Source organism: Parabacteroides sp. APC149_11_2_Y6, assembly GCF_054506995.1.
Map to the genome: position 1 here is coordinate 3,365,463 of NZ_CP173709.1, position 26,560 is coordinate 3,392,022.

16 protein-coding genes and 1 tRNA gene are annotated in these 26,560 nt (G+C 42.7%); 12 read left to right on the forward strand and 5 right to left on the reverse strand.

Annotated features, from left to right (window positions below; translation table 11 throughout):
- Window positions 1–26: 26 nt before the first annotated feature.
- Window positions 27–1,154: an aspartate aminotransferase family protein gene (locus ACGE0T_RS13825; protein WP_459187209.1), complete on the forward strand. Its 1,128-nt coding sequence runs from the start codon at window positions 27–29 to the stop codon at window positions 1,152–1,154.
- Window positions 1,155–1,456: 302 nt separating this feature from the next.
- Here the strand turns inward: ACGE0T_RS13825 and ACGE0T_RS13830 are convergent, their stop codons facing one another.
- The 4 genes from ACGE0T_RS13830 to ACGE0T_RS13845 form a co-directional block, all read right to left on the reverse strand.
- Window positions 1,457–2,611 (reverse strand): glycosyltransferase family protein, encoded by a 1,155-nt coding sequence (locus ACGE0T_RS13830; protein WP_459187210.1) that lies wholly within the window; start codon window positions 2,609–2,611, stop codon window positions 1,457–1,459.
- Window positions 2,608–3,408, reverse strand: a complete 801-nt coding sequence (locus ACGE0T_RS13835; protein WP_459187211.1) for a UDP-2,3-diacylglucosamine diphosphatase — start codon at window positions 3,406–3,408, stop codon at window positions 2,608–2,610. The genes ACGE0T_RS13830 and ACGE0T_RS13835 overlap by 4 nt, the downstream gene beginning before the upstream one ends.
- Before the next feature lie 189 nt (window positions 3,409–3,597).
- Window positions 3,598–5,754 (reverse strand): elongation factor G, encoded by a 2,157-nt coding sequence (locus ACGE0T_RS13840; RefSeq protein ID WP_459187212.1) that lies wholly within the window; start codon window positions 5,752–5,754, stop codon window positions 3,598–3,600.
- Between the two features lie 171 nt (window positions 5,755–5,925).
- A complete protein-coding gene (locus ACGE0T_RS13845) occupies window positions 5,926–7,428 on the reverse strand; it encodes a glutamine synthetase family protein (RefSeq protein ID WP_459187213.1) in 1,503 nt (500 codons plus the stop codon).
- Window positions 7,429–7,778: 350 nt separating this feature from the next.
- Here ACGE0T_RS13845 and ACGE0T_RS13850 point away from each other — a divergent pair.
- Window positions 7,779–7,851: transfer RNA gene (locus ACGE0T_RS13850), tRNA-Trp, on the forward strand.
- Between the two features lie 41 nt (window positions 7,852–7,892).
- Here ACGE0T_RS13850 and ACGE0T_RS13855 read toward each other — a convergent pair.
- Window positions 7,893–8,228 carry a helix-turn-helix domain-containing protein gene (locus ACGE0T_RS13855; protein WP_459187214.1) on the reverse strand — a complete coding sequence of 112 codons (336 nt, stop codon included), beginning with the start codon at window positions 8,226–8,228 and terminating at the stop codon, window positions 7,893–7,895.
- Window positions 8,229–8,740: 512 nt separating this feature from the next.
- Here ACGE0T_RS13855 and ACGE0T_RS13860 point away from each other — a divergent pair.
- The 10 genes from ACGE0T_RS13860 to ACGE0T_RS13905 all read left to right on the forward strand — a co-directional run bounded on the left by ACGE0T_RS13860 (window position 8,741) and on the right by ACGE0T_RS13905 (window position 26,554).
- Window positions 8,741–11,893, forward strand: coding sequence for a SusC/RagA family TonB-linked outer membrane protein (locus ACGE0T_RS13860; RefSeq protein ID WP_459187215.1), 3,153 nt, complete (start codon window positions 8,741–8,743; stop codon window positions 11,891–11,893).
- 11 nt (window positions 11,894–11,904) lie between these two features.
- On the forward strand, window positions 11,905–13,821 hold the full coding sequence (locus ACGE0T_RS13865; protein WP_459187216.1) for a RagB/SusD family nutrient uptake outer membrane protein: 1,917 nt from the start codon (window positions 11,905–11,907) through the stop codon (window positions 13,819–13,821).
- Window positions 13,822–14,221: 400 nt separating this feature from the next.
- Window positions 14,222–15,388: a Gfo/Idh/MocA family protein gene (locus ACGE0T_RS13870; protein WP_459187217.1), complete on the forward strand. Its 1,167-nt coding sequence runs from the start codon at window positions 14,222–14,224 to the stop codon at window positions 15,386–15,388.
- 23 nt (window positions 15,389–15,411) lie between these two features.
- The gene (gene lacZ, locus ACGE0T_RS13875; RefSeq protein WP_459187218.1) at window positions 15,412–18,510 is read left to right on the forward strand and encodes a beta-galactosidase, LacZ type; all 3,099 of its coding nucleotides are present in this window, start codon (window positions 15,412–15,414) and stop codon (window positions 18,508–18,510) included.
- Window positions 18,511–18,811: 301 nt separating this feature from the next.
- Entirely contained in the window at window positions 18,812–20,398 is a 1,587-nt protein-coding gene (locus ACGE0T_RS13880) for an SUMF1/EgtB/PvdO family nonheme iron enzyme (protein ID WP_459187219.1), read from the forward strand.
- A gap of 57 nt (window positions 20,399–20,455) precedes the next feature.
- Window positions 20,456–21,841 (forward strand): Gfo/Idh/MocA family protein, encoded by a 1,386-nt coding sequence (locus ACGE0T_RS13885; protein WP_459187220.1) that lies wholly within the window; start codon window positions 20,456–20,458, stop codon window positions 21,839–21,841.
- Between the two features lie 13 nt (window positions 21,842–21,854).
- Entirely contained in the window at window positions 21,855–22,796 is a 942-nt protein-coding gene (locus tag ACGE0T_RS13890) for a sugar phosphate isomerase/epimerase family protein (protein ID WP_459187221.1), read from the forward strand.
- 25 nt (window positions 22,797–22,821) lie between these two features.
- Window positions 22,822–23,511: a helix-turn-helix transcriptional regulator gene (locus tag ACGE0T_RS13895; protein ID WP_459190476.1), complete on the forward strand. Its 690-nt coding sequence runs from the start codon at window positions 22,822–22,824 to the stop codon at window positions 23,509–23,511.
- Between the two features lie 11 nt (window positions 23,512–23,522).
- Window positions 23,523–24,104 (forward strand): response regulator transcription factor, encoded by a 582-nt coding sequence (locus ACGE0T_RS13900; protein WP_459187222.1) that lies wholly within the window; start codon window positions 23,523–23,525, stop codon window positions 24,102–24,104.
- 104 nt (window positions 24,105–24,208) lie between these two features.
- On the forward strand, window positions 24,209–26,554 hold the full coding sequence (locus ACGE0T_RS13905) for a TonB-dependent receptor (protein ID WP_459187223.1): 2,346 nt from the start codon (window positions 24,209–24,211) through the stop codon (window positions 26,552–26,554).
- Window positions 26,555–26,560: the final 6 nt, after the last annotated feature.

Sequence of the window (26,560 nt, forward strand, 5' to 3'; positions counted from 1 at the left end):
AAAAGAAATACAATACTAATAAAAAGATGAAACTATTCGACGTTTATCCTTTATTTAATATAGAGATTGTAAAAGGCAAAGGGTGTCATGTATGGGATACGGAAGGGAACGAGTATCTCGATTTATATGGCGGGCATGCCGTTATCTCGGTAGGACATAGTCATCCGACATATGTAAAAGCAATTACGGAACAGGTGAACAAGTTGGGATTTTATTCCAATTCCGTTATTAACAGCCTGCAACAGAAGCTTGCCGATAAATTAGGTAAGGCTTCCGACTACGATGACTATTCATTGTTTCTGATCAACTCCGGTGCGGAAGCAAACGAAAATGCGTTGAAACTGGCTTCTTTCCACAACGGCAAAAAGCGGGTTCTGGCTTTCAAACATGCTTTCCACGGACGTACATCCGCAGCGGTACGCGTAACGGATAATCCTAAAATCATAGCTCCGGTAAACGAAGACCTGGCAGTTACTTATCTTCCCCTGAATGATGCGGCAGCAGTAGAAGCCGAACTGAAAAAAGGGGATGTATCTTCCGTTATTATCGAAGGTATACAGGGTGTAGGAGGCATACAACTGCCTGCGGATACATTCATGCAGGAACTGCGTGCTCTATGTACCCGGTACAATGCCTGCCTGATTCTGGATGAAATACAATCCGGCTATGGACGTAGCGGTAAATTCTTCGCCCACCAGTATGCAGGTATCAAACCGGATTTGATTACAGTAGCAAAAGGTATCGGCAACGGTTTTCCGATGAGCGGATTGCTTATCAGTCCAGAGTTCAAGCCTATCTACGGTATGTTGGGTACTACTTTTGGTGGAAACCATCTGGCTTGCGCTGCCGCAATAGCCATACTGGAGATTATGGAAAATGAAAAGCTGATTGATAATGCTGCGAATGTAGGGGCTTTTCTTTTGGAAGAACTTCATAAACTTCCGGGTATCAAGGAAATCCGCGGACGCGGTTTGATGATTGGTATCGAGTTTGAAGAATCCATCAAAGAAGTACGCCAGAAACTGCTGTTCGAAGAAAAAGTATTTACAGGCGTTGCCGGAACAAATACCATCCGTCTGCTTCCTCCCCTCTGCCTCAGCATGGACGAAGCCAAAGAATTTCTTGTACGGTTCCGCAAGGTGCTGAATGCATAAGGACATTTCCACCGGTTCCTGAAAGGTAACAATACATACCACTCGAACAAACGAATTGACAAAAAGGATTCGTCTGTTCGAGTGGTATTTTCTTTTTAAATAAATATAGACATACCGTTTTTCCTTATCTTTACCCACATTAAAAATGGTTGTAGAATATTGCTTTTACAACAAAAATAACCTTTTAATTAACTTATAACTAAACCAATGGAAACATTTCTTTCATCAGACTATAAGCTGAAGCCTCATCGGTGCAGGCACTGACAAGGCTCCCGCGAAAAAGGACCTATAATCCGGACGGTTTAAATAGGTAATGACTTCCCTATCCGATAGGCCCATCTCATAAAGAAACGGTGCAAAGGTGTTGACGGAACTTCATCCATCAATAAATCCGGACGGAATTCCCGAAGTATCAGCCAGTCCGCCTGTTTTACCCAGTGGACAAAAGAGGGGTCCGGTTGGTGGGATTCCGATATGCGAAGTAATTCGTCCAAATTAAAGCATTCGCTAATCGCCCCGGCTCCGGAACGAACCGCATCACAAGCATTGCAAGCCTGTTCGATATGGGTGGGTACCATCAATACAGGTTTCCCCAGATACATCGCTTCGCAAACCGATTCAAAACCGGCAGTTGTGGCATATGCTTTTGCCCCAGCCATATAGCGAATAAAAAGCGTATCGTTCAACTGGTGGAAAGAAAGACGATTATCAACCTTTACCTCTTGCTCCACCCCTTTTTTATCCCAAAAGATATGCAACCCGACAGCCGGATGTTTCTCATGCCAGTTTTTTATCTCTTCGCTAAAACCGCTGTTCAGTAAGTAGCCGTGCAAATAATTCCCCGCCGAGGCAGTCGCTTCCAGAACTTCACGCCTTAATAACGGAGGTACGACAACCAGATTATCCGAAGGTACTTCCCTCATTTTACGGAAAGACAAAGCCAGTTTCTTTGCGGCTCCTATCGCTGTGATACGGGTAAAGAACTTCAAAGATGCCAACGACACCGGATTCAATTTCGGAAACACAAAATCCGGATGAAGAAACAGGTACTGATGTGCTATACAAACCATCAATGCTTTCGGACGGCAAAACAGATAAGTCAGCCCCGTCAGCAATTCATAAAAGTTTACTACCACATCAGCACCTGTTTCCTTTATCATACGGTTGATATAATGAATACTTGCCGCATATTTATGCAACCGGAAAAGATTATATCCGACACTGCCAAGCAGATTGACCTGCTTATTCTTGGCAGAAGGCAGGAAGTTCGGACTTTCGAACGGATAAACAGGCACGCCTATTTTCTCCGTAAAGAAGGACGGCAGTTTACGTGCCGGGCTCTTGCCTACCAGTACACCTACCACCTGATGCCCTTCATCCGTTAATTTTCCCCGCAAAGACAAAGCTTGGGTAAGATGTCCGCGCCCTTCTCCCTGAATGATAAAAAGTATTTTCATATTACTTCCGCATAAAGTTCATTGGAATACACAGCCTCCACGTTTCCATAGACAGCTTTATCATAATGAATGATGCTCCACTCTCCTTGTTCATTTTCGACCAGTGCAGTCATACTCTCCACCCAGTCGCCGGAATTCAGATAATGAACAGAACCGTACCATACGTTTGCCGCCTGATGAATATGTCCGCAAATAATACCGTCCAGTTTCTTTGCTTCCGCCAGCGTCACCAGTTCCTTTTCAAAATCGGAGATATAGGAAACGGCACTTTTTACTTTATGCTTTACATGTTGCGCCAGGGAGAAATAAGGTTTTCCCTGTTTTTCCCGTTTCTGGTTATATATTTTATTCAGCCAAAGCAGGAAAGTGTACCCCATATCCCCCAGCATGGCAAGCCAGCGCATATGGGAAGTCACCGTATCGAATATATCGCCATGAGTAACCAGATAGCGTTTGCCGTGGCTGTTCAACAGATAATCTTTTACAATGGTAAGATTTGAAAAAGAGAAAGGGACCAGTTTATCGAGAAAATCATCATGGTTCCCACGGATATAGATAATCTCGGTGCCCTGCTTCTCCATCATTTTCATAAGTACTTTGAAGAAATCCGTTTGTTGTTGTTTCCAGCGGCGTCCGGATTTTTGCAGTTGCCAGCCATCGATAATATCTCCATTCAATATCAGACGGCCGCAGTTTACATGTTTAAGGAAATTCGTTACTTCCTCGGTTTTCGAATGTTCCGAACCAAGGTGGATGTCCGAAAGGACAATAGTCGGATAGTACTTTCTAAATTTCATGTTCTTCGTATTAACACACTACAAAAGAACATACTTCATATTACGGAGATACGACAAGCGGATGAAAAACCTCTTTCATATCTCCGGAATTAAAAACACTTTATCCGTCCGTTCACACAATATGGGATACAAATAAAAAGGCCACTCCTTCACAGGAGCAGCCAATTTTCAATTTATAGAAAATCCAAATCAATCTTCTGCCTGAGAAGCTTCGTATGCTTTCAACAGCTTTTCCTGAACATCGGAAGGAACCAGCTCGTAAGCTGCAAACTTCATTGTAAATGAAGCGCGTCCACCGGTGATGGAACTTAAAGAGGTTGAATACGAAGACATCTCTTTCAAAGGTACTTTAGCCAGCAGCTTTTCGTAACCTTTCTCACTGTTCATACCCATGATTATGGCACGACGTCCCTGCAAATCGCTCATTACGTCGCCCAGATAATCTGCCGGAACAGAAACCTCTACATCATATACAGGTTCCAATATTTTAGGACCGGCTTCTTTAAAGGCTGTACTGAAGGCATTACGTCCAGCCAGCATAAATGAAATTTCATTACTGTCTACCGGGTGCATCTTTCCATCGTAAACAATGATGCGCACGTCGCGGGCATACGAACCGGTCAACGGACCCTGTTCCATACGCGCCATGATACCTTTCAGGATAGCAGGCAAGAAACGGGCATCAATAGCACCGCCCACAATACTGTTTATAAATACCAGTTTGCCGCCCCATTCCAACTCTACAGTCTGGGTATCACGTACGCTGATTTTGTATTCCTGTCCACCGAAACGGTACATATCCGGAGCCGGCATGCCTTCGTAATACGGCTCGACAATCAGATGAACTTCACCAAACTGTCCGGCACCACCGGATTGTTTCTTATGCCGATAATCTGCACGTGCCGCTTTCGTGATCGTTTCACGATATGGGATTTTCGGTTCCAGAAATTCGATTGGCAATTTATCGTTATTTTCAATTCTCCATTTCAACGTACGGAGATGGAATTCACCCTGACCCGAAATAATTGTCTGTTTCAATTCTTTAGACTGTTCAACCATCCATGTCGGGTCCTCTTCGCGCATGCGGAACAGAATTTCCATCATTTTTTCCGAATCTGCCTCATTTACCGGCTTCACAGCACGGCGATATTTCGGATCCGGATACTTAATAAAGTCAAAACGATAGTTGCAACCTTTGCCATTCAAGGTATTACCACGACGTACGTCTTTCAGTTTCACTGTAGCACCGATATCTCCGGCTACCATTTCGGATACTTCCGTACGGGTCTGTCCTGCCACGGAGAACAACTGTGCAATACGTTCTTTTGAACCACGGTCTGCATTCAATAAATCATCCCCTGCTTTTACTTTTCCGGAGATCACTTTGAAATAAGATACCTGTCCGATATGAGGTTCTACCGTTGTCTTAAAGAAGAACAGGCTGGTAGGACCATTGGAGTCTGGAGTAACTTCAACACCTTCGGTTGTAACCAAACGCGGCATTTTATCCGTACAAGGAACTACATTGCCGAGAAATTCGAGCGTACGGCGAACGCACATATCACGACCGGCACATACACAGAATACGGGGAACATACCACGGATAACCAAACCGGCACGAATACCGGCACGCATATCGTCTTCACTCAATGTACCTTCTTCGAAGAATTTTTCCATCAGCATGTCATCGTTTTCTGCCGCAGCTTCCACCAATGCTTTATGGAGTTCCATTGCTTTATCCATTTCTTCAGCAGGGATTTCCAGTACATCGGGAACACCACCTTCCGGTTTCCAGCGGTACATTTTCATTTTCAATACATCGACAACGGCATTGAAAGAAGCACCGGTTGAAACCGGATACTGGATAGGCACCACCTTGCTGCCATACATATCTTTCAGCTGAGCAATTGTTCCATCGTAGTCAGCCTTATCGTTATCCAACTGATTGACAACAAAAATAACCGGTTTATGGAATTGTTCCGTATACCTGAACTGGTTGATTGTTCCTACTTCCACCCCATATTGAGCATTCAGTACCATCAATGCGGTATCCGTAACATTCAAAGCGGAAACAGCACCTCCGATAAAATCGTCAGAACCCGGACAATCTATGAAATTAAGCTTTCTATCCTGCCATTCTACACTGAAAACGGTCGAGAATACCGAGTAACCATACTCCTTCTCAACCGGGAAATAATCGCTCACTGTATTTCCCGCATCTACAGTACCGCGACGTTTTATAACTCCACCCTCGTAAAGCATCGCTTCAGCGAGAGTGGTTTTCCCAGAGCCCGAACTTCCCAAGATTGAGATGTTCTTAATTTCATTTGTTTGGTATACTTTCATGATATCAAGGTATTTTATGTTTAACAATAATATCTATTCACAAACTTTCCGTTCATGAGCCCGCAAATTAGAGATTGTGCAGGAGAAAAACAATTATGGGCCGGCTGTTTGAGAACTATGTTCTTTAACAGTCAACCCATAAAATACCTTAAATTTAGGAAGATAGACAGGTTATCCGCAATGGAAATAACGTGTTACCAATTCCAGCATGCCTTCCGGGTCATTTTTTAAATCCTCACGCAAGGTCAAGTCATTATAATCTTTCAACTTTTTAATAATGCCATCGATCATGCTCGGACTAAATACTTTGTATTGTTCGAAAACAGCACGCTGTTTCTGCAAACGTTCTGCGGAAGCCATACAACTATCCGGCAGTTGATCCAAAGATTTCAGACGGTCTTTATTTTCATCCTGGTGGATATTTACATTTACATACGTCTTTTCGGCAACTTCCAATGCATCCGGAATTTCAAAACCATGACGGCAGGCTACAGCCAATCCGGCAAGTAGCTGGTACAAGTCGGCAGAACCATCCGGCGAACGCATTTCTACGGTTTGTTTTTGAGTCGTATCGTAATGGCTATCTTTTTCCAACGGATTTGCCAATGCACACATATCTTTCTTTGCAGCCCATCCGAGCGGCACACGTACCAATACGGAACGGTTCCGGTCACCCCAACAAATATTGGTAGGAGCTTCCTGGTGAGGTACCAGACGGAAATAAGAAGTCGGATTGGTATTACCGAATGCAGTAATAGACGGAGCCAACTTCATCATTCCAGCTATCGCCTTACGTGCCGTTTCCGACAATACACCGTTTGCCAGCATCTGGTTCTTGCCGTCTTTCATAATACGCATATGAACATGCAAGCCCGAACCGGCTTTACCTGCCGTAATTTTAGGAGCAAACGTGATATCCAATCCATATTCATAGGCCAGGTTACGGATTACCCATTTGGCAATCATCAACTGGTCTGCAGCATCTTCTACCTTCGTCGGTAAAAACTCAATTTCATTCTGCTCATATACTTTTCCATTCAAAGTAAAATTACCAACTTCGGAATGACCGTATTTTATCTGCCCGCCGGCCTGTGCGATATACTGCATACATTGCGTACGGAACTGGTTAAACTTGGCATATGGTCCGGATTCGTGGTAGCCACGCTGATCTGTTGCCGGGAACAGTTCTTCTTCGTCGGATATTACATAATATTCAAGTTCTCCCATCGCTTCAAATTCCATTCCTGTTACTTCGGTGAAAGCCTTGCTTGCCTTATACAAAGTATACTCAGGAGAACTTTCCAGCGGTTCGCCGTCTTTATTAAAGAAGGAACACAGCATGCTCAAAGTCGGAATTTCCGCAAACGGGTCAATAAAAGCCGTACGGAAACGAGGTATTACATACAGGTCGCTACTTCCCGCTTCGATAAAAGAAAACAGGCTTGAACCATCCACACGTTCTCCACAAGTCAGGATTGCATCCAAGTAAGCTGCATTATTTATCACAAAATTCAATGTCTTCAGGCGTCCGTCACCGGCCGGATACATAAAATTGACCATGCGGATACTATTTTCTTCTATATAAGAAATAATATCGGCTTTAGTAAATTCACAAGAGGGTTTCTGGAGAGCTGCAACCAAAAGGTTCGCATTCATTTTAAGTTCATCTTTCATACCATTTACTTTTTGATAATAGATCGGATTAACATTTTTACTTGATTGCGCCAAAGATAAACAGTTTCCCCATACAACATTCAGATTATTCATAAAAATAGAAAGTTCAGCGATATTTAACAATCAGACAGGTTATGGGCAAAGATTGCCCACCGGACTGGAATAATTTATCATTCATAGTTATGATTTTTCAAAACCATAACTATGATTTTCTAAAACCATAGTTATGATTCCCGAAAACATAACTACAAATAAAAACTACCGGCCCGGCCCGGAGTAAACAAATCGTCTAAGAACTTTTTTAAATCTCTTGCATATTAAAAATATTATCCTACCTTTGCACCCGCAATACGGAAGTAGCTCAGTTGGTAGAGCACTGGTCTCCAAAACCAGGTGTCGGGAGTTCGAGCCTCTCCTTCCGTGCTTACGTTAAAAGAAACAGTAAGAATTCTCTCCTCTTCCAATTATTTGGATTTTAATAATTCCGAAGCTTGTTCCCCAAAAACAATTTTAAGTACCTGGTCTTTTTTTTCCGGGTCTAATTTTATTTGTAATACAGCCTCCGTTATAACTTCTCCCCCTTTGGTAAGCGTGTATTTGTCCGGAAATGTAATAATATCGACTACAGACACCTGTAATACCTTTGCAATCTGCAATAAAGTATTATACTTAAGTTCTCTTTCGCCGGACATGATAAGGCTTAATCCAGCTTGTTTCATTCCAATCTGGGCAGCCAGGTATTCCTGCGAATAACCTTTATTTCTTCGTATTGTATCTATATTCTCTAAGATGTTATTCATACGGGCAATTTAACAATTGTAGCTAAAAAAAATTAATATATAATGCAATAATTTATTTCATTTATTTTTGCACATATAACATTTTGTAATATATTTGCAGCATTGAATAGTGAAAAACTATTAACAAAGCTTGTGATTTACCGCCATGAATAGAATTAGAGACAGATTCAAGTGTTTACCTCAAATTATTTTGAGTATGAGACGAAGTACGATTAATTATTTAATCAAGAGGGCAAGTATATTAATGCTTGCTTGTCTTGCGTATTCAATCCGGACAAAACCTCTCATAGAGACCTCCTGAAACAAGTTGCCTCTCAAAACAAAACTGTTTATCCAATGTTCATTTATTCAATCAATTTTCACAAACAAAATTCACAAAAACAATCTCTCTCATTATAAACACCTAATTAACACAAACAGCAATGGTAACATAATTTTAAAATTCAAAATTCACTTGGACGGATACGTCCTCTATGTTTTTTAACCTTATATTCATTAATAACACAAAGAGTATGGAAGAATCTTTTAAGAAAAGCACACTCACTAACAATCGCGGGACATGCCACCTATTCAGGATGTTAACCTTACTGTTCCTCGCGCTATGTACAACCACAGTGTTTGCCCAGCAAAAAACAATCAAAGGGACTGTTGTCGACGCCAACGGCGAACCCTTAATCGGTGTAAACGTATCTGTAAAAGGTACTACAATCGGTATTATTACCGATATGGATGGTAAATACAGCCTGGAAATACCGGCTAATGCAACGCTCGTATTTTCCTATATCGGATACCAGCCTCAGGAAATTACAGCAGGGAACCAATCATCTATTAATGTAACGCTAAAAGAAGACACTCAAAAACTGGATGAAGTAGTAGTTGTCGGTTACGGCACGCAGAAAAAGGTTACGGTTACCGGTTCTGTCGCCAGCGTAACAGGTGATGAACTACTTGCCTCTCCTACTACCAACCTGACAAACGGTATGGTAGGACGTATGCCGGGTGTCATCGGTTTCCAGACAGCCGACGAACCGGGCGGTGGCGGTACAACAATCCGTATCCGCGGTACAAACTCTCTGGGTAGTAAGGACCCGCTGGTTGTAATCGACGGTATCCCAGACCGTGATGGCGGTATGAACCGTATCAATCCGAATGAAATTGAAACAATCTCCGTTTTGAAAGACGCCTCTGCTGCTATCTACGGAGCCCGTGCAGCAAACGGTGTAATTTTGATTACTACAAAACGAGGCAAAGAGGGTAAACCGACCGTGTCTTTCAATGCCAGCGGCGGTTTCTCACAACCCAGCCGTTTACCGAAAATGTGTAACGCCTTCGAATATGCAACCATGATGAATGAAATCAACCCGGGCACATACAGCCAGGATGATTTGACAAAGTTTCAGGACGGTAGCGACCCTTGGGGACATCCCAATACGGACTGGTTTGATACGGTATTGAAAAACGCATCTCCTTTATACCGTGCCGACGTAGGTGTAAGCGGTGGTACTGAAAAAGTAAAATATTATGTCAACCTGGCTGCTAATGGTGAAGACGGTCTATATAAAAACTCGGCAAACCGCTACGACCAATTCAGCTTGCGTACCAACCTGGATATAAAAACGAGCAAATATGTAAGTTTCCAAATAGGAACAACGGCCCGTATGGAAAACACCCAGTATCCGGCAAAAAGCGCAGGTGATATTTTCGCCGGTATCCGACGCAGCAAACCGACACAGCCGGCATTCTGGCCTACCGGAGAACCGGGACCGGATATCGAACGTGGCGATAACCCGGCCGTAACCTGTACGGATTATGCCGGATTCGACAAACAAAAGAACTACTATATCCAGAACAACGCCTCTGTAAATATTCAGATACCTTGGGTTGAAGGTTTGAGTTTGCGTGGTAATGCTTCTTATGACGTACATTTCTACAACAGAAGATTATTTAAAAAACCGATCGTCCTTTACTCATGGGATAATATACATGAAGACAGTTCCGGTCTAAGCGGTGCCAAGCGCTGGATCGAAGAACCTGAATTAACAAGAGAACATTCAGACCAAACAGACTGGATGGTGAATGGCCTGATCGATTATAACCGTACTTTCGGCAAACACAACATTGGCATTACAGTTGGTGTGGAAGCCCAGAAAAAACACAAGCAATATACGGATGCCTATCGCAAAGGTTTTATCTCCGACTTAAATCCCGAACTGAGCCTGGGTTCGGACGAAGGACAAAGAAACTCCGGTTATTCATGGAAAGAAGCCCGTTTAAACTATTTCGGACGTGTATCTTACAACTTTATGGAACGTTATTTATTTGAATTCGTATGGCGTGCCGACGGTTCTTACCGCTTCCCGAAAGATAAACGGTACGGATTCTTCCCCGGCGTGTCTGTTGCATGGCGTGCTTCCGAAGAAAACTGGTGGAAAGAAAACATCCGTTTTATCGACTACTTCAAACTGCGTGCTTCTGTTTCACAGACAGGTAACGATGCTCTACTGGACTCCAATAACAATTATGACCGTTCCATTCAATACCTGAACACATACGGATTTACAACCTACGGTTCCATTTTCAACGGAACAGAACAAAAACGTTTGTATCCGACACGTACTCCGAACCCGAATATTACCTGGGAAGTAGGAACGACTTACAATGTCGGTATGGACTTCAAATTCCTGCAAAACCGTTTAAGTGTCGAAGCCGATGCTTTTTACCATAAACGTACCCATATGCTGATTTCAAGAAATGCTTCTTTACCGGAAATAACAGGTATCACTCTTCCGAAAGAAAATATCGGAGAGATGTGCAACCGGGGTATGGAAATGCTGGTAAGCTGGAACGACAGAGCCGGAAATGTAGATTACTATGCTTCATTTAACATGACTTATGCGAAAAATAAGATTTTATTCTGGGACGAAACGCCGGGGATTCCTTCTTATCAGGAATCGACAGGCATGCCGGTAGGTGCTAACCTGTATTATGTAGCCGATGGAATCTTCCACAACCAGGCTGAAATCAACAGCTATCCAACTTGGGGCGAAGAACAGGATAAAGACGGTAAACCGATTCTGGATGCCAACGGCAACAAGAAAACATCGGCCGTTCCCGGAGACATCCGTTTCCGCGATGTGAATGGCGACGGTAAAATCGATGCAGACGACCGTATACGTTCAGACAAGACCGACGAGCCTCGCTTCGTAGCCGGCATCACATTAGGAGCAAGCTGGAAAGGATGGGACATCATGGCTTTATTCCAGGCTGGTTTAGGCGGGCAAATGTATATCCAGACATGGTCAGGCACAATCGGTAACTTCTTGAAACGTTATTACGACGAACGCTGGACACCGGAAAATCCGGATGCAAACGGTCCGCGTACCTACGAACGTGAAAATCAATATTGGGTAAGTCCGTCCAATAACAGTACTTACTTCCTGAAAAATGCAGATTACCTGCGTTTGAAAAATGTTGAACTGGGCTACACTTTCAATCTGGACGCCTTGAAAAATGTGGGCTTCTCCAAATTACGCCTGTATACAAACGCTTCCAACATCTTTACTATCGACGGTATTAAAGATGCAGACCCGGAACAGAGAAACAAAGACTTATCCTCCTATCCGCTGAGACGAGTTATTAATTTTGGTGTTCAAGCAACCTTCTAACAGAGTAAATTATGAAAAAGACATTTAAATATATATGCCTTGCGGCAACATTAGGATTAACGGTATCCATGAACTCCTGTTCCGATTTCATGGATTTAAAACCGGAAGACCAGTATGCAGAAGATGCTGTATGGTCGGATGCCGGTCTTGTACAAGCTGTGGTAAACGACATTTATGCTTACATCGTTCATGGCTCGGAAGAATCCAACACTTCAGCTTTAACTGATGATGCTTACTTTACCCACGATTATGGAATGAAGGCGATCAACGAGGCCACTGTTTCGGGTAGCGACCTCCGTTGGTATGATGACGACAAATGCCCGTTCAAATGGTATAATGCTTACAAAGGGATTTATCGTACCAACCTGTTTTTGGAAAATATAGATAAAGTTCCGGAAAAAGTTGGTTACAATTTAAAAATCATGAAGGGTGAGGTTCTTTTTCTGCGCGCTTACCTGTATACAGAACTGGTAAGAGGTTTTGGCGGAGTTCCTTTAGTTGATAAAACTTATTCCATAGAAGAAGCATCCCAATTAAGCCTTCCCCGCAGCAATATGGCAGATTGCCTGGACTTTATCTTAAAGGATATAGAAAAAGCGATTCCATTGCTTCCCGAAACAGCAGATCCGGGACGTGCTACCCAAGGGGCAGCAAAAGCATTAAAGGCCCGTATCCTGTTGCATGTTGCCAGTCCGTTATTTGCAGACCGCTCTGTCAACACATTGGAATGCAACCAATACAATGGAGATCGTAAAAAGCTATACGAACAGGCAAGAGATGCAGCAAAAGAAGTTATCGGCCTGAAAAATTATACTCTTGTTGATTGTAATGCAAATACAATCATGGAAATTGCAGATAAATACCACGATATTTCTTTGACAAACAATTCGGAATCTATCTTCTACAAACAATTCATCAATAAAGATGTGGACGACAGTAACGTTCGTAACCGCGCAGCTCAATGCCACGGGCCTAACGGTTACCACAACTGGGGAGGCGTTACACCGACAAACGATCTGGTTATGTCTTTCGAAATGGAAGATGGCACAATCAACAATTCTATGTTGAAAATAGAAGAAACGACCACAAAAAATCCGTACCTGAACCGTGAACCTCGCTTCTATGCGACTATCGGTTATGATGGATTGGAATGGGGACGTCCACGTCCATCCGATGCGGCTGCATTCGACCCGACTCCACTGGGTACTTTACAAATGGGATTCTATGAATCTCCGGATGGCAGTGATATTAAAGCACCTGTCGCTTATGACAAACAAGGCAATCCGACAAAAGAAATCACATTTAAAGGGGTTAATGGCGTAGACACCCGTAAATCTTCTATTGAAAACTGGAATGGCTCCGTTACCGGCTATGTTGAAAAGAAACTGATAGACACCAAATTCAATGCCACCGAACATAACTGGCAAACAGCAACCTATCCGTACATCCGCTTAGCTGAAATGTATTTAATTGCAGCAGAAGCATGCATTGAATTAAACGAATTGGATGATGCTGCCGATTTTCTGGATGATTTGCGCGGACGCATCGGACGCCCGGATACAAAAACCACACTGACTAAGCGCGGACAAGCATTCGACCAGGAAAATATGCGTAAATTCCTCCAGCGTGAACGCCGCTCCGAACTGGCATATGAAAACTCCCGCTATTATGATATCCGTCGCTGGATGATCGCCCCGAACGTGATTCGCGAAGTAACAGGTATCGCAATCGTTGCACGCCTGAAACAAGGACAAAGTTCCAAATTACCTTATATCCATGATGAAAAGAAATGGGATTACACCTATTATGTAACCGATTTATCTTTCCGTGAAACACGCAAATGGGACAACAAACTATACTTTGCACCTATCAAACGTGACGAAATCAAACGTAATACGGCAATAAAGCAAAATCCGGGAATGGAATAATGCAATAAGACCCTGAAACAGAAGAACCAGGTTTACGGACAACGCGGATTGGACGGATTAAGACGGATAAGAATAATTTTAAAATCCGTTCTAATCCGCCCAATCTGGGGTCATCCGCGTACCTGGTTCTTCTATTCATCCAAACCATCATTCAAAATCAAATATCTTCTTTTTTCTTTTTCCACCACATTATCCTCCTGTCTCAAATTTGAGATAATGTTTCACTTTTTCCCGAAAATGATGCAATCTGCTCTCTTTCCGCTTTAAAAGAGAAAATAATCAATACAAAAGGTATGCTCATATTTCCTTATTTTGTAATTTTGAACCAGCACAGAAGAAGCTTATACAACTACAACAGTTATATTTTTAAGCTCTCAATTCACTAAAAATTTAATATATCATGAAGAACAGAAAGTTAAGAATGGGAATGGTAGGCGGAGGTAGCGACGCTTTTATCGGAGCAATCCATCGCAGAGCCGCTTTTATGGACAACCAGATCGAATTAGTTTGCGGATGTTTCAGTATCGATCCTGAAATTTCTAAAAGCTCAGGGCTTTCCTATTTCTTACCGGAAGATAGAATCTACAGTTCCTATCAGGAAATGTTTGAACATGAAATGACTCTGCCGGAAGATGAACGAATGGACTTTGTTACCATAGTAACTCCCAACCGGTGGCATTTCGAACCTGCTATGATGGCTCTTGAAAGAGGTTTCCATGTCGTAGTAGATAAACCGATGACTTTTTCACTTGAAGAAGCCAAACTCCTCCAACAAAAAGTAGAAGAAACCGGGCTGGTACTGGCTCTTACCCATGTATATTCGGCATACCCTGCCGTAAAAGAAGCAAAAGCACGCATTGCCAACGGCGAACTGGGCAAACTACGCCGGGTATATGTTGAATATACCCAAGGATGGCTGTCCGACCGCATAGAATTGCAAGGTGGAAATAATGCAGGCTGGCGTACAGACCCGAAACGTTCGGGTAAAGCAGGCTGCATAGGCGATATCGGTACACATGCCTGGCACCTAAGCGAATATATTACCGGACTGAAGGTACAGGAATTATGTGCCGAACTGAAAGCGTTCGTTCCCGGACGTCCTATTGATGATGACGGAGCTGCTTTCCTGCATTATGAAAACGATGTAACCGGCGTATTGACGGCAACACAAATCGGAGCAGGAGAAGCAAACAACATCCGTATCCGCGTATACGGAGAAAAGGGTGGACTGGAATGGCGGCAGATGGAACCGAACACATTGACACTGAAATGGTCCGACCGTCCAACCGAAGTTCTTAATATAGGCAATAACGGCTATCTGAGCGAACAAGCGCTATGGAACACCCGGACACCAGCCGGACATCCGGAAGGATTTATCGAAGCATTCGCTAATATTTACAGAAACTTTGCCCTCACTGTCATGGCAATTAAAAAAGGAGAAAAACCTTGTGGCAATTGTCTGGATTTCCCGACTGTATACGACGGGGTAAGAGGTATGCAATTTGTTGAAACCATGGTTGAAGCAGGATACAACAATGACGTAAAATGGCAAAAATGGGTTGAATAACAATTCTCTATAAACAAACACATATGAAACTAAACTTACTTGTATGCGGTTTATCCTTGCTGGGGACGACTGCATTTGCTCAAAGCAACGAATGGCGAGACCCGAATGTGAATGAAATCAACAGGGCTCCCATGCACGCCAACTATTTTGCTTACAAAAATGAAAACAGTGCACTAAAGGGCTGTAAAGAATCATCCGAGAATTTTATGACTTTAAACGGTACATGGAAATTCAATTGGGTGAAAAATGCAGACATGCGTCCTACTGACTTTTATAAAGCAAATTTTAATGACAAAGGATGGGATACTATGAAAGTGCCCGGACTTTGGGAATTGAACGGATATGGCGACCCCATTTATGTAAATGTAGGTTATCCATGGAGAAGTCAGTTTAAGAACAACCCTCCGGAAGTGCCTGTAGAAAACAACCATGTGGGTTCCTACAGAAAAGAAATCATTATTCCCGCAGATTGGAAAGGCAAAGAAATCTTTGCCCATTTCGGTTCGGTTACCTCCAATATGTATTTATGGGTAAACGGGCAATTCGTCGGTTATAGCGAAGACAGCAAACTGGAAGCGGAATTCAATCTGACCAAATACCTGAAACCGGGTAAAAACCTGATTGCTTTCCAGACTTTCCGCTGGTGCGACGGTACTTACCTCGAAGACCAGGACTTCCTCCGTTTATCCGGTGTCGGACGTGACTGTTATCTATACGCCCGCAATCCGAAATATATACAGGATATCCGGGTTACTCCCGATTTGGATGCACAGTATAAAGATGCAACTCTGAATGTTGCTTTAAATATTAAAGGCAATGGAACAGTAGACTTAAAACTTCTCGATAAAGCAGGAAACTCTGTCGCTACATCTTCTGTAAAAGGTTCAGGAAAAGTGACAACAGAAATGGCAGTTTCCAATCCATTGAAATGGACAGCCGAAACTCCTGATTTATATACATTGGTTGCTACATTTAAAGATGGCAACAACATTTCGGAAGTTATTCCCGTAAAAGTAGGTTTCCGCAAAATAGAACTGAAAAATGCACAAATCCTCGTCAACGGACAACCGGTTCTGTTCAAAGGGGCAGACCGCCATGAAATGGACCCTGACGGCGGTTATGTTGTTTCACCGGAACGCATGATACAGGATATCAAGGTGATGAAAGAATTTAATATCAATGCGGTCCGTACCTGCCATTATCCGGATAACAACTTATGGTATGACCTGTGTGATGAATATGGTATCTATCTGGTAGCTGAAGCAAATGTCGAATCTCACGGAATGGGATACGGAGACCAGACACTGGCTAAAAATCCGTCCTATGCCAAAGCTCATCTGGAACGCAACCAGCGTAACGTACAGCGCGGCTACAACCATCCGTCTATCATCTTCTGGTCATTAGGTAACGAAGCAGGTTTCGGTCCAAACTTTGAAGCTTGCTATAAATGGATTAAGAACGAAGATAAAAGCCGTGCCGTACAATACGAACAAGCCGGAACAAACGAGTTCACCGATATTTTCTGCCCGATGTACCGTAACTACAAAGACAGTGAAGAATATTGTAAAGGGAACATAGATAAACCGCTTATCCAATGTGAATATGCACATGCTATGGGTAATTCGGAAGGAGGCTTCAAGGAATACTGGGATTTAGTCCGTAAATATCCGAAATACCAGGGCGGATTTATCTGGGACTTTGTCGACCAGTCTTTACGCTGGAAAAATAAAGACGGCGTTCCTTTCTATGCATACGGAGGCGACTGGAACCGTTATGACGCATCTGACAACAACTTTATGGACAACGGACTGATCAGTCCCGACCGTAAACCGAATCCTCATATGTATGAAGTAGGTCATATCTACCAATCCATCTGGGTAACTCCTTCCGACTTGGCTAACGGTGTTGTAAATGTATATAATGAAAACTTCTTCCGTAACCTGAATAATTACTATTGCGAATGGGAATTACTGGCAAACGGAGAAGTGCTGCAAACCGGAATGGTTAAAGACCTGGAAGTTGCCCCGCAACAAACCCGTTCTGTCAAATTGAATTATTCTACGGACGGCATTTGCAAATGCAAAGAATTGCTGCTGAACGTTGCATTTAAACTGAAAAAAGCAGAGCCACTGCTTCCTGCCGGATTTACCGTAGCTAAAAATCAGCTGGTTGTTCGCCCATATAAAGCTAAAGAGCTGGACATCCGGAACAAACAGGAAACAAATATTGCCACAGTTGCTCCAACAATAAAGGATAATGATGTTAATTACCTGATTGTTGAGGGAGAAGATTTCCGTATCGATTTTGGCAAACATGACGGTTTCCTGAGCAGATATGATGTAAATGGCATGGCGATGCTGAAAGAAGACGGCAAACTGACTCCGAACTTCTGGCGTGCTCCAACCGATAACGACATGGGTGCAAACCTGCAAAACGTATATGCGGCATGGAAACAACCGGGATTAAAGCTGCAATCACTTACAGGCAAGAACGTAAATGATATGGTGACTGTAAATGCAGAATATACAATGGATGCCGTAAAAGCAAAATTGTATCTGACTTACGTTATTAACAACGAAGGAACGGTAAAAGTAACCCAGAAAATGGTAGCAGACAAGTCTGCCAAAGTATCCGATATGTTCCGTTTCGGTATGCAAATGCAAATGCCAAAAGATCTGGAACAAATTAAATATTACGGCAGAGGACCGGTTGAAAACTATTCCGACCGTAATAACGTAACGGATCTGGGACTTTATACACAGACTGTATCGGAACAATTCTATTCATATATCCGCCCGCAAGAAAACGGAAACAAAACAGATATTCGCTGGTGGAAACAAATGAATAAGGGAGGAAATGGATTAATGTTTATTGCAGAAGCTCCATTCTCCGCATCCGCCCTACATTATTCCATAGATTCATTAGATGACGGAATGCAGAAAGATCAAAGACATTCCGAACTGGTACCTCAGGTCGATTACACAAATATGTGTATAGACAAAGCTCAAATGGGATTAGGATGTATTACCAGCTGGGGAACTCTGCCACTGGAACAATACCGCCTGCATTACGGAGACTATGAATTTTCATTCATTATGAAACCGATTCAGGCCAACTTCTAATGTTTAAATAGAATAAATAAAAATCCAAATTACCGGATGCAGACAATACACAAAATTGATAAGCTGACATAAGTTTTTAATTTATAAAAATTTAATCTGCATTGTCAGTATCCGGTAATATAAAAAACAAGGAAGTCTGCTTTTGTAATAACTGGTAAAAAAGTATAATCGAACAACATATTTCGTTAAATAGACTATGCTATCTTTTATTTTATAAACAAAAACAGTACTTTTATTGCCGATTTTTAAATCTGTAAATCTAATTCAAGACTAATCGTAAATCAGTTTACCATAGAATAAGATGACTAATAACAATGCCTCTAATCGTTATTCTTTTGATAAAAAAAAGAACTTTTTTAAGGGAAAAACCTTTATTCTTCTGCTCGGACTCATTTTAGGAGCAGGCGCAATGATTGCCATATACCAGACTACCGTATATTTTTCTTCTGATGAATCTTGTATGATATGCCATGTGCATCCGCATGTGGAAGACAGCTGGAAATTATCGAAGCACGTAAATAACGGAAGTGGTGTAAAAACACATTGCGTAGCATGTCATCTTCCGCCCCAACAGGATACATGGGATTACTATACGGCTAAAGCCAAATTAGGATTTAAGGATGTGTGGTCTTATCTGACCAAAGACAGTGCGGATTTCGACTGGAACGTGAAATCCGAATTGGAACATGCTGTTAAGTACATACCGAATAAATCTTGTGTGGAATGCCATCAGAACTTATTTCCTGAAGGAATAAGCCAAGACGGTATCACAGCCCACCTTTATTACGATGAAAACGAAAAGAAATTAGACTTGCAATGTATCAGTTGCCATCTGGATGCCGGACATTACAATCCGAATTACAACCACTCTAAAATGGTTGGTGTACCGGGAACTACAGCACAGACAAGTATCGATACCAGTAAATTTTTCAAAGAACCTGCCGTTATAGCCTCTTTCTCTGACTATACGGAACAGATACCAGGAACAGCCGTTTCTTTCAAAATGGTAGCAATCCCCGGCGGAACCTTCAAAATGGGTAGCTCTGAAAAAGAGCCGTTCCATAAAGCTGATGAAAGCCCGGTTCGCGATGTAACACTCAGCCCGTTCTTCATGGCCGAAGTGGAAGTAACCTGGGATCAATACTGGGCATTTTACGGCAACACAATGAGTGAAGGACGTACTCCTCCCGAAAAAATCTATGCTAACAATAGTAACCCGAATGTAGATGCCATATCCGGTCCTACTCCACCGTTCGGATTCCCAGACCAGGGATGGGGTGGCGGCGACCGCCCGGCCATTACGATGACTCATTATGCTGCAGAAACATTCTGTCAGTGGCTATCCAAGAAAACAGGGAAAAAATACCGTCTTCCGACAGAAGCTGAATGGGAATATGCAGCACGCGGAGGTAAAGAAACCCCTTATTTCTTTGCCGGTAATCCGAAAGATTTTTCAGACCAGGGCTTCTGGCGCAAGTTCTTTGATGCTAAAACCGACAGTATCAGTTCTTATGTCATCTACAGCAAGAACAGCAAAAACAAAACTCAGGAACCAGGAAGCGTAAAGGCTAATCCGTTCGGTTTGAAAAACATGCTGGGTAACGTAATGGAATATTGCGCAGATAAATACAATCCGGAAGCTTATAGCAAAGGTGGAGACAAAGTAACGAATCCTTTGGTTACAGAAGGAACCGAATGGGTGGTACGTGGAGGCAACTACACCTCTGATGCAGCCGATGTCCGTTCTGCAGCCCGCGATTATACCAAACATGATGCATGGCTGAAAACAGACCCCCAACAACCGAAAAGTATCTGGTGGTATTCTGATATCCGCGGTATCGGTTTCCGTGTGGTTTGCGAACCCGATGCTTCATTAGGAGCTAAATAATAACCATAAACAGAGAAATCTAATAATAAAATATAGATACCTAATAATTAATATATCATGAAAAAAGAGAACAGTATCAGTAGAAGATCTTTTTTAAAGAGTTCAGCAATGGCCGGTGCACTGGGTGCTATCGGTGGTGGTAGTGCAAGTGTTTTAACATCTTGTTCTGGCGGCGGTACAGAGAACAGTGCTAACAAACCGTTGAAAGAACCGGGAACTTATTATATTCCTGAATTGCCGGACAAAGCTGCAGACGGTAAAGAACTGAAAGCAGGTGTTATCGGTTGCGGTGGTCGTGGTTCCGGTGCAGCATTCAACTTCCTTGAAGCAGCCAACGGCGTTACAATCGTTGCTTTAGGTGATACATTCAAAGAAAGAGTGGACGGTCTGGCTAATGATTTGAAAGAAAAAGGTATCGACATTCCTGCTGATAAACGTTTTGTAGGACTGGATGCTTACAAACAGGTAATCGATAGCGGCGTCGATGTTTTGATTATTGCTACTCCTCCGGTATTCCGTCCTGTACATTTCCAATATGCGGTAGAAAAAGGCAAACATTGTTTCCTTGAAAAACCAATTTGTGTAGACCCTGTCGGTTATCGTACAATCATGGCTACAGCCAAACAGGCACAGGCTAAAAACCTTTGCGTCGTAACAGGTACACAGCGTCATCACCAACGTAACTACGTTGAATCTTATAAGAAAATCATGGAAGGTGCTATCGGTGAAATTACCGGTGGTGTTGTTTACTGGAATCAAAATATGCTTTGGTTCAACGAACGCAAGCCGGGTTGGAGCGATTGCGAATATATGATTAAGGACTGGGTGAACTGGAAATGGTTATCCGGAGACCATATCGTAGAACAGCACGTTCACAATATCGACGTATTTACATGGTTCAGCGGATTAAAACCGGCAAAGGCTGTTGGCTTCGGTTCACGCCAGCGCCGTATCACCGGTGACCAGTATGACAACTTCAGCATCGACTTCACGATGGAGAACGGTGTACATATGCATAGTATGTCCCGCCAGATTGACGGTTGCGTAAATAACGTAAGCGAATTTATCCAGGGAACAAAAGGTTCATGGTCTACAGCCAACGATGAAACCGTTATCAAAGATAATGCAGGCAATATCATTTGGAAATACGACAAGGAAGCTGAAAAGAACGAACACCAGCAGAACAATCCGTACGTATTGGAACATGTAAACTGGGTAAACTGTATCCGTTCCAACAAACCGATCGAACAGGCTTCTGAAACGGCTATCTCCAATATGGCTGCAATTATGGGACGTGAATCTGCTTACTCCGGTGCAGAAACTACTTGGGAAGCAATGACAGCATCTCCTCTGGATTATACTCCGAAAGACCTGAACTTAGGTAAAATGGATATGAGCACATTTACTGTTCCGGTTCCGGGTAAACCTCGCGATGACAAATAAAGAATAAAAAGTTATGACATTAAATAGAAGAAACTTTTTAAGAACGACATTATCCGGTGCTGCTGTTGCTGTCGGAAGTACCGCACTCAGTGCTTGCGGGGCAAAACCTGCCTCAGAAGAGAAGTGCCCGGGCAAAGGCAAAAGCTGCTGCAACGGAAATGCCGAATTAAAGATTTCCTTCCAGGAAGGTATCGCTCCGGGCGAAACACTCAACGAAAAGCTGGACGTAATGGAAAAGCTGGGAGTTGTAGGATTTGAACCGGGTGGCGGCGGACTTGGCGGACGTGTAAAGGAAATCAAAGAGGCCCTGAACGGACGTAACATTAAAGTAAGTGCTATCTGCGCCGGTTTTAAAGGCTTCATCCTTTCAACCGATCCAGCCATTCGCAAACAGTGCATGGATACCATGAAGGAAATCATTGCTCCTGCCGGGGAATTGGGGTCAACAGGTGTAATTATCGTTCCTGCATTCAACGGACAAACCCCTGCACTGCCACATACACAGGAAACCCGCGACTTCTTATGCGAACAATTCAACGAAATGGGTAACTTCGCAAAGGAACACGGAACAACCGTCATTTTTGAACCGCTAAACAGAAAAGAAGCGTTTTATCTCCGCCAGGTAGCGGATGCAGCTTCTATCTGCCGCGATATCAATAATCCGGGCGTACGCTGTATGGGTGACTTCTGGCACATGACTTGGGAAGAAACTTCCGATATGGGGGCATTCCTTTCTGCCGGAGAATATTTGCAGCATGTTCATATCGCAAGCCGTAAACGCCGCAGCATGCCGGGCGAAGACGGTGAAGCCGATAACTATGTAAATGGTTTCAAAGGATTGAAAATGCTTGGTTATAACAATTATATAAGTTTCGAATGCGGATGCCAGGGAGATCGTAATGTTCTTGTTCCTGCTGCTGTAGAACTTATACGTAAACAATGGGAAGAAGCATAAAAACATGCCTTTAGTATATCCTAATATGCAAATGAGTGAGGTGGTGGAGGAACACCCCTCACTCATTCCTGTCATTAACCGTTTTGGTATCCGCCTCGGACTGGGCGACAAATCGGTCAAAACAATCTGCGACGAATACGAACTGGATACAGATTTCCTGTTGACGGTAATCAATACTTTCCTGAACGAAGAATATTTCCCGGAAAAGAAGTTGCAGACTTTCCATACTTCGCAGATTATAGACTATTTGAGAAAAACGAACCTGTACTACCAACGTTACCAGATACCCAATATAGAACGTCATCTCGGTTCATTCATATCCATGAGTACTCCGGGAAACAATACACTCAATCTGATTGGCAAATTCTTTTCTTCTTTCAAGGATGAGTTAACGGGACGCATTGAAAAAGACGAACAGGTTTGGTTCCCTTATTGTCTTTCCCTTAGCGAAAAATTAAACAGCCATTCCGGAAACGGACAAAGAGAAACTCTTTGCCTCGGAACGGAACAGCGGACGGAAGATCCGATCGAAGCATTGCTGGCCGACCTGAAAAGCATAATGGTCAAGCACCTTTCCGGTAATTATGATGAGAATTTATGTTATGCGGTCATCTTCTCAATCAGTAGCCTGGAAAAAGATATCAAACAGCATAACCGCATCCGGTATCGCATTCTGACCCCAATGGTTTCAGCCATGGAAAAACTTTGCATTTAATCCTGATCCAGATGCACAGGAACAAACAAATAGCGATTATACTGCCCGACACATTGCAAAGTATCGGATTACAAAATATCCTGACAGATTATTTCCCACCTGCAGAAGTCCATTGTTTCCCCACATTCGACGCATTTGTTCCGGCAAGCAACGATACATTCGATTTCTATTTTACCAATCCGGACATCATGGTGCTGAATACCGACTTTTTCCTTCCCCGGAAAAGTAAGACAATGGTACTGATAAACGGTCCGGAAGGCTCGGGAGGATTATCCGCCACCAACCATATTACCTTATACGCACCACAAGAGATTATTTTCGAGCAAATACATCAGATGCTCGAAAATGATAACGGAAATAGCCAAACCGGAGAAAACAATAAAGAACTGTCTTCCCGCGAAACAGATGTACTACAATTGATTGTAAAAGGAATTACCAACAAAGAAATTGCAGATAAGCTGAATATCAGCCTAAATACCGTCTTAACCCACCGGAAAAATATAACTGCCAAACTGGGTATCAAAACAGTATCCGGTTTAACTTTCTATGCAATTATGAACGGTATCATATCAGGAGACGATATCGAGTTATAAACATCTCCACTTTATTTTCTAAAATCACTATATGTAGTGATTGACTACCTTTATTATTTCACTTTCCTTTGCAATTATAAAATTCTAAATTAATACTTGATACGATGAGATTACACTACCTATGTCCTCTTACCATAGGTCTTTTGACTGGTTTACAAACAATTAAAGCTGATAATGTAATTGTAAACGATACAATTAAGACTTATAATATTAACGAAATTGTAGTTACTTCTTCCACAAAAGAAACCAACGATCTGCGTTTGTTGCCAGGCTCAGTATCCATCTTATCACCACAAACTATATCCAATCGGCAGATTGATGCGCTTAAAGATATCAGTGCATTCGTTCCCAACCTGTATATGCCGGATTATGGTTCCAAGATGACTTCGGCTATTTATATCCGTGGTATCGGAGCGCGAAGCAGTGGACAATCCATCGGACTTTATGTAGATAATGTCCCTTACCTGAATAAAAGTGCTTTCGATTTTGAGTTGAACGATATTCAACGCATTGAAGTATTGCGCGGGCCACAGGGTACGCTGTACGGACGTAATGCAATGGGAGGCATTGTAAATATCTATACACTCTCCCCCCTTACATACCAGGGGACCAAGCTGCAGGTTTCTGCCGGGAACTATGGCGCATTTAAAGCAAAGGCTTCCCATTACAATAAATTAAGCGACCGTGTAGGGATAGCAGTAGGCGGTTATTATGACCGGAACGATGGCTTTTTCATTAACGAATACAACCATACCCGGGCGGATATGGAACAAGCGGCAGGCGGACATTTCAAACTGGATTGGATGATTACCGATGCCCTGAAAGCGCAATATTCCTTTAATTTCGATTATGTAGACCAGGGAGCTTTCCCGTATGGCCAGTATGATAAGGAAACCGGAGAGGTTGCTCCTATCTGCTTCAACGACCCGGCTTCTTACTGGCGGAGAATGTTGAACAACAGCCTTTATCTGGAATGGAAAAACAAGAACTTTATTTTCACCTCAACAACAGCTTATCAATATCTGAAAGATGATATGAAGATGGACCAGGACTATACCCGGAAATCTATTTTCACCCTGCATCAAGTTCAGAAACAATATGCATGGAGCCAGGAATTCGCTATCAAATCCAACCATAAAAAGAATTATCAATGGAGCTTCGGCGCTTATGGTTTTTATAATAGCCTGAATACGGACGGTCCGGTAACTTTTAAGGAAGATGGCATCAAAGACATTCTACAAAAAGCATTTGATGAAATCAAGATGCCTAAGCTCACGGTAAAAGGTGATAATAATCAAATCTATTTTCCCGGGAATTTCGATACTCCCACGTATGGATTTGCAGCATTCCACCAATCTACCTACAACAATCTATTCATTCCCGGATTATCTATTACAGCCGGAATACGTCTGGACTATGAAAATGCAAAAATGAAATATAATTCCTCTGTCGAAGGAATGACAATGAATGTATATATGCCGAGCATGGGTCCCGGTATGCCTGAAATCAATCAGGATTTCCTGATGAATGCGACTTTATTAGGAAAAGAGGCACAGGACTTTCTACAAGTATTACCTAAAGCATCCTTACGTTATCAGTGTTCTCCCGGAACATTCACTTATGTATCTGTTGCCAAAGGTTATAAAACCGGAGGATACAACATTCAAATGTTTGGCGACCTGGTACAGGCACAAGCTAAATATAACCTGATAGAGGATGTTAAAAAGTTAATGCCTCCTGCAATGAGAGATAAATTTAAAAATCCCGAACCCTCTGCTGTTGCAGATGTAGCCTCCTATAAACCCGAACATAGCTGGAATTACGAATTAGGAGTTCGCAGCGAATTAATAAAGAACAGGCTGAATGCGGAGCTTACCTTATTTTATATGGACATCCGCGATATCCAATTAACACGATTTGCCCAAAACGGAAGCGGTAGAATGATTACCAACGGAGGTAAAGCCAACAGTTACGGAGTAGAAATCGGTTTACACGGACAAATAACGAATGGTTTGACCGCCGATGTAAATTACGGTTTTACCCGTGCCACTTTCCGAGACTATAAATATGAAGACAAAGTAAACGGAAAGATCGTCGAAATAGATTGTAAAGACAACTTTATCCCATACACTCCGCGCCATACGGTTAGTGCCGGGCTCCAATATACCAAGCTATTGCGGAACAAGTTTATCGACCAGTTTATGGTAGCCCTGCAATATACCGGAGCCGGTAAGATTTTCTGGACGGAAAAGAATGACATCAACCAGCCATTCTATGGCACGCTGAACGGAAAAGCAGGTATCCGCAAAGGTATTGTAAACCTGAATGTATGGAGCCGCAACATAACCAATACGGACTATCAGGCATTCTATTTCGAGTCGTTCAACAACTCATTCATCCAGAAGGGAAAACCGTTCCAGATAGGAGCCGAAGTAATTGTCTCATTTTAATAATAT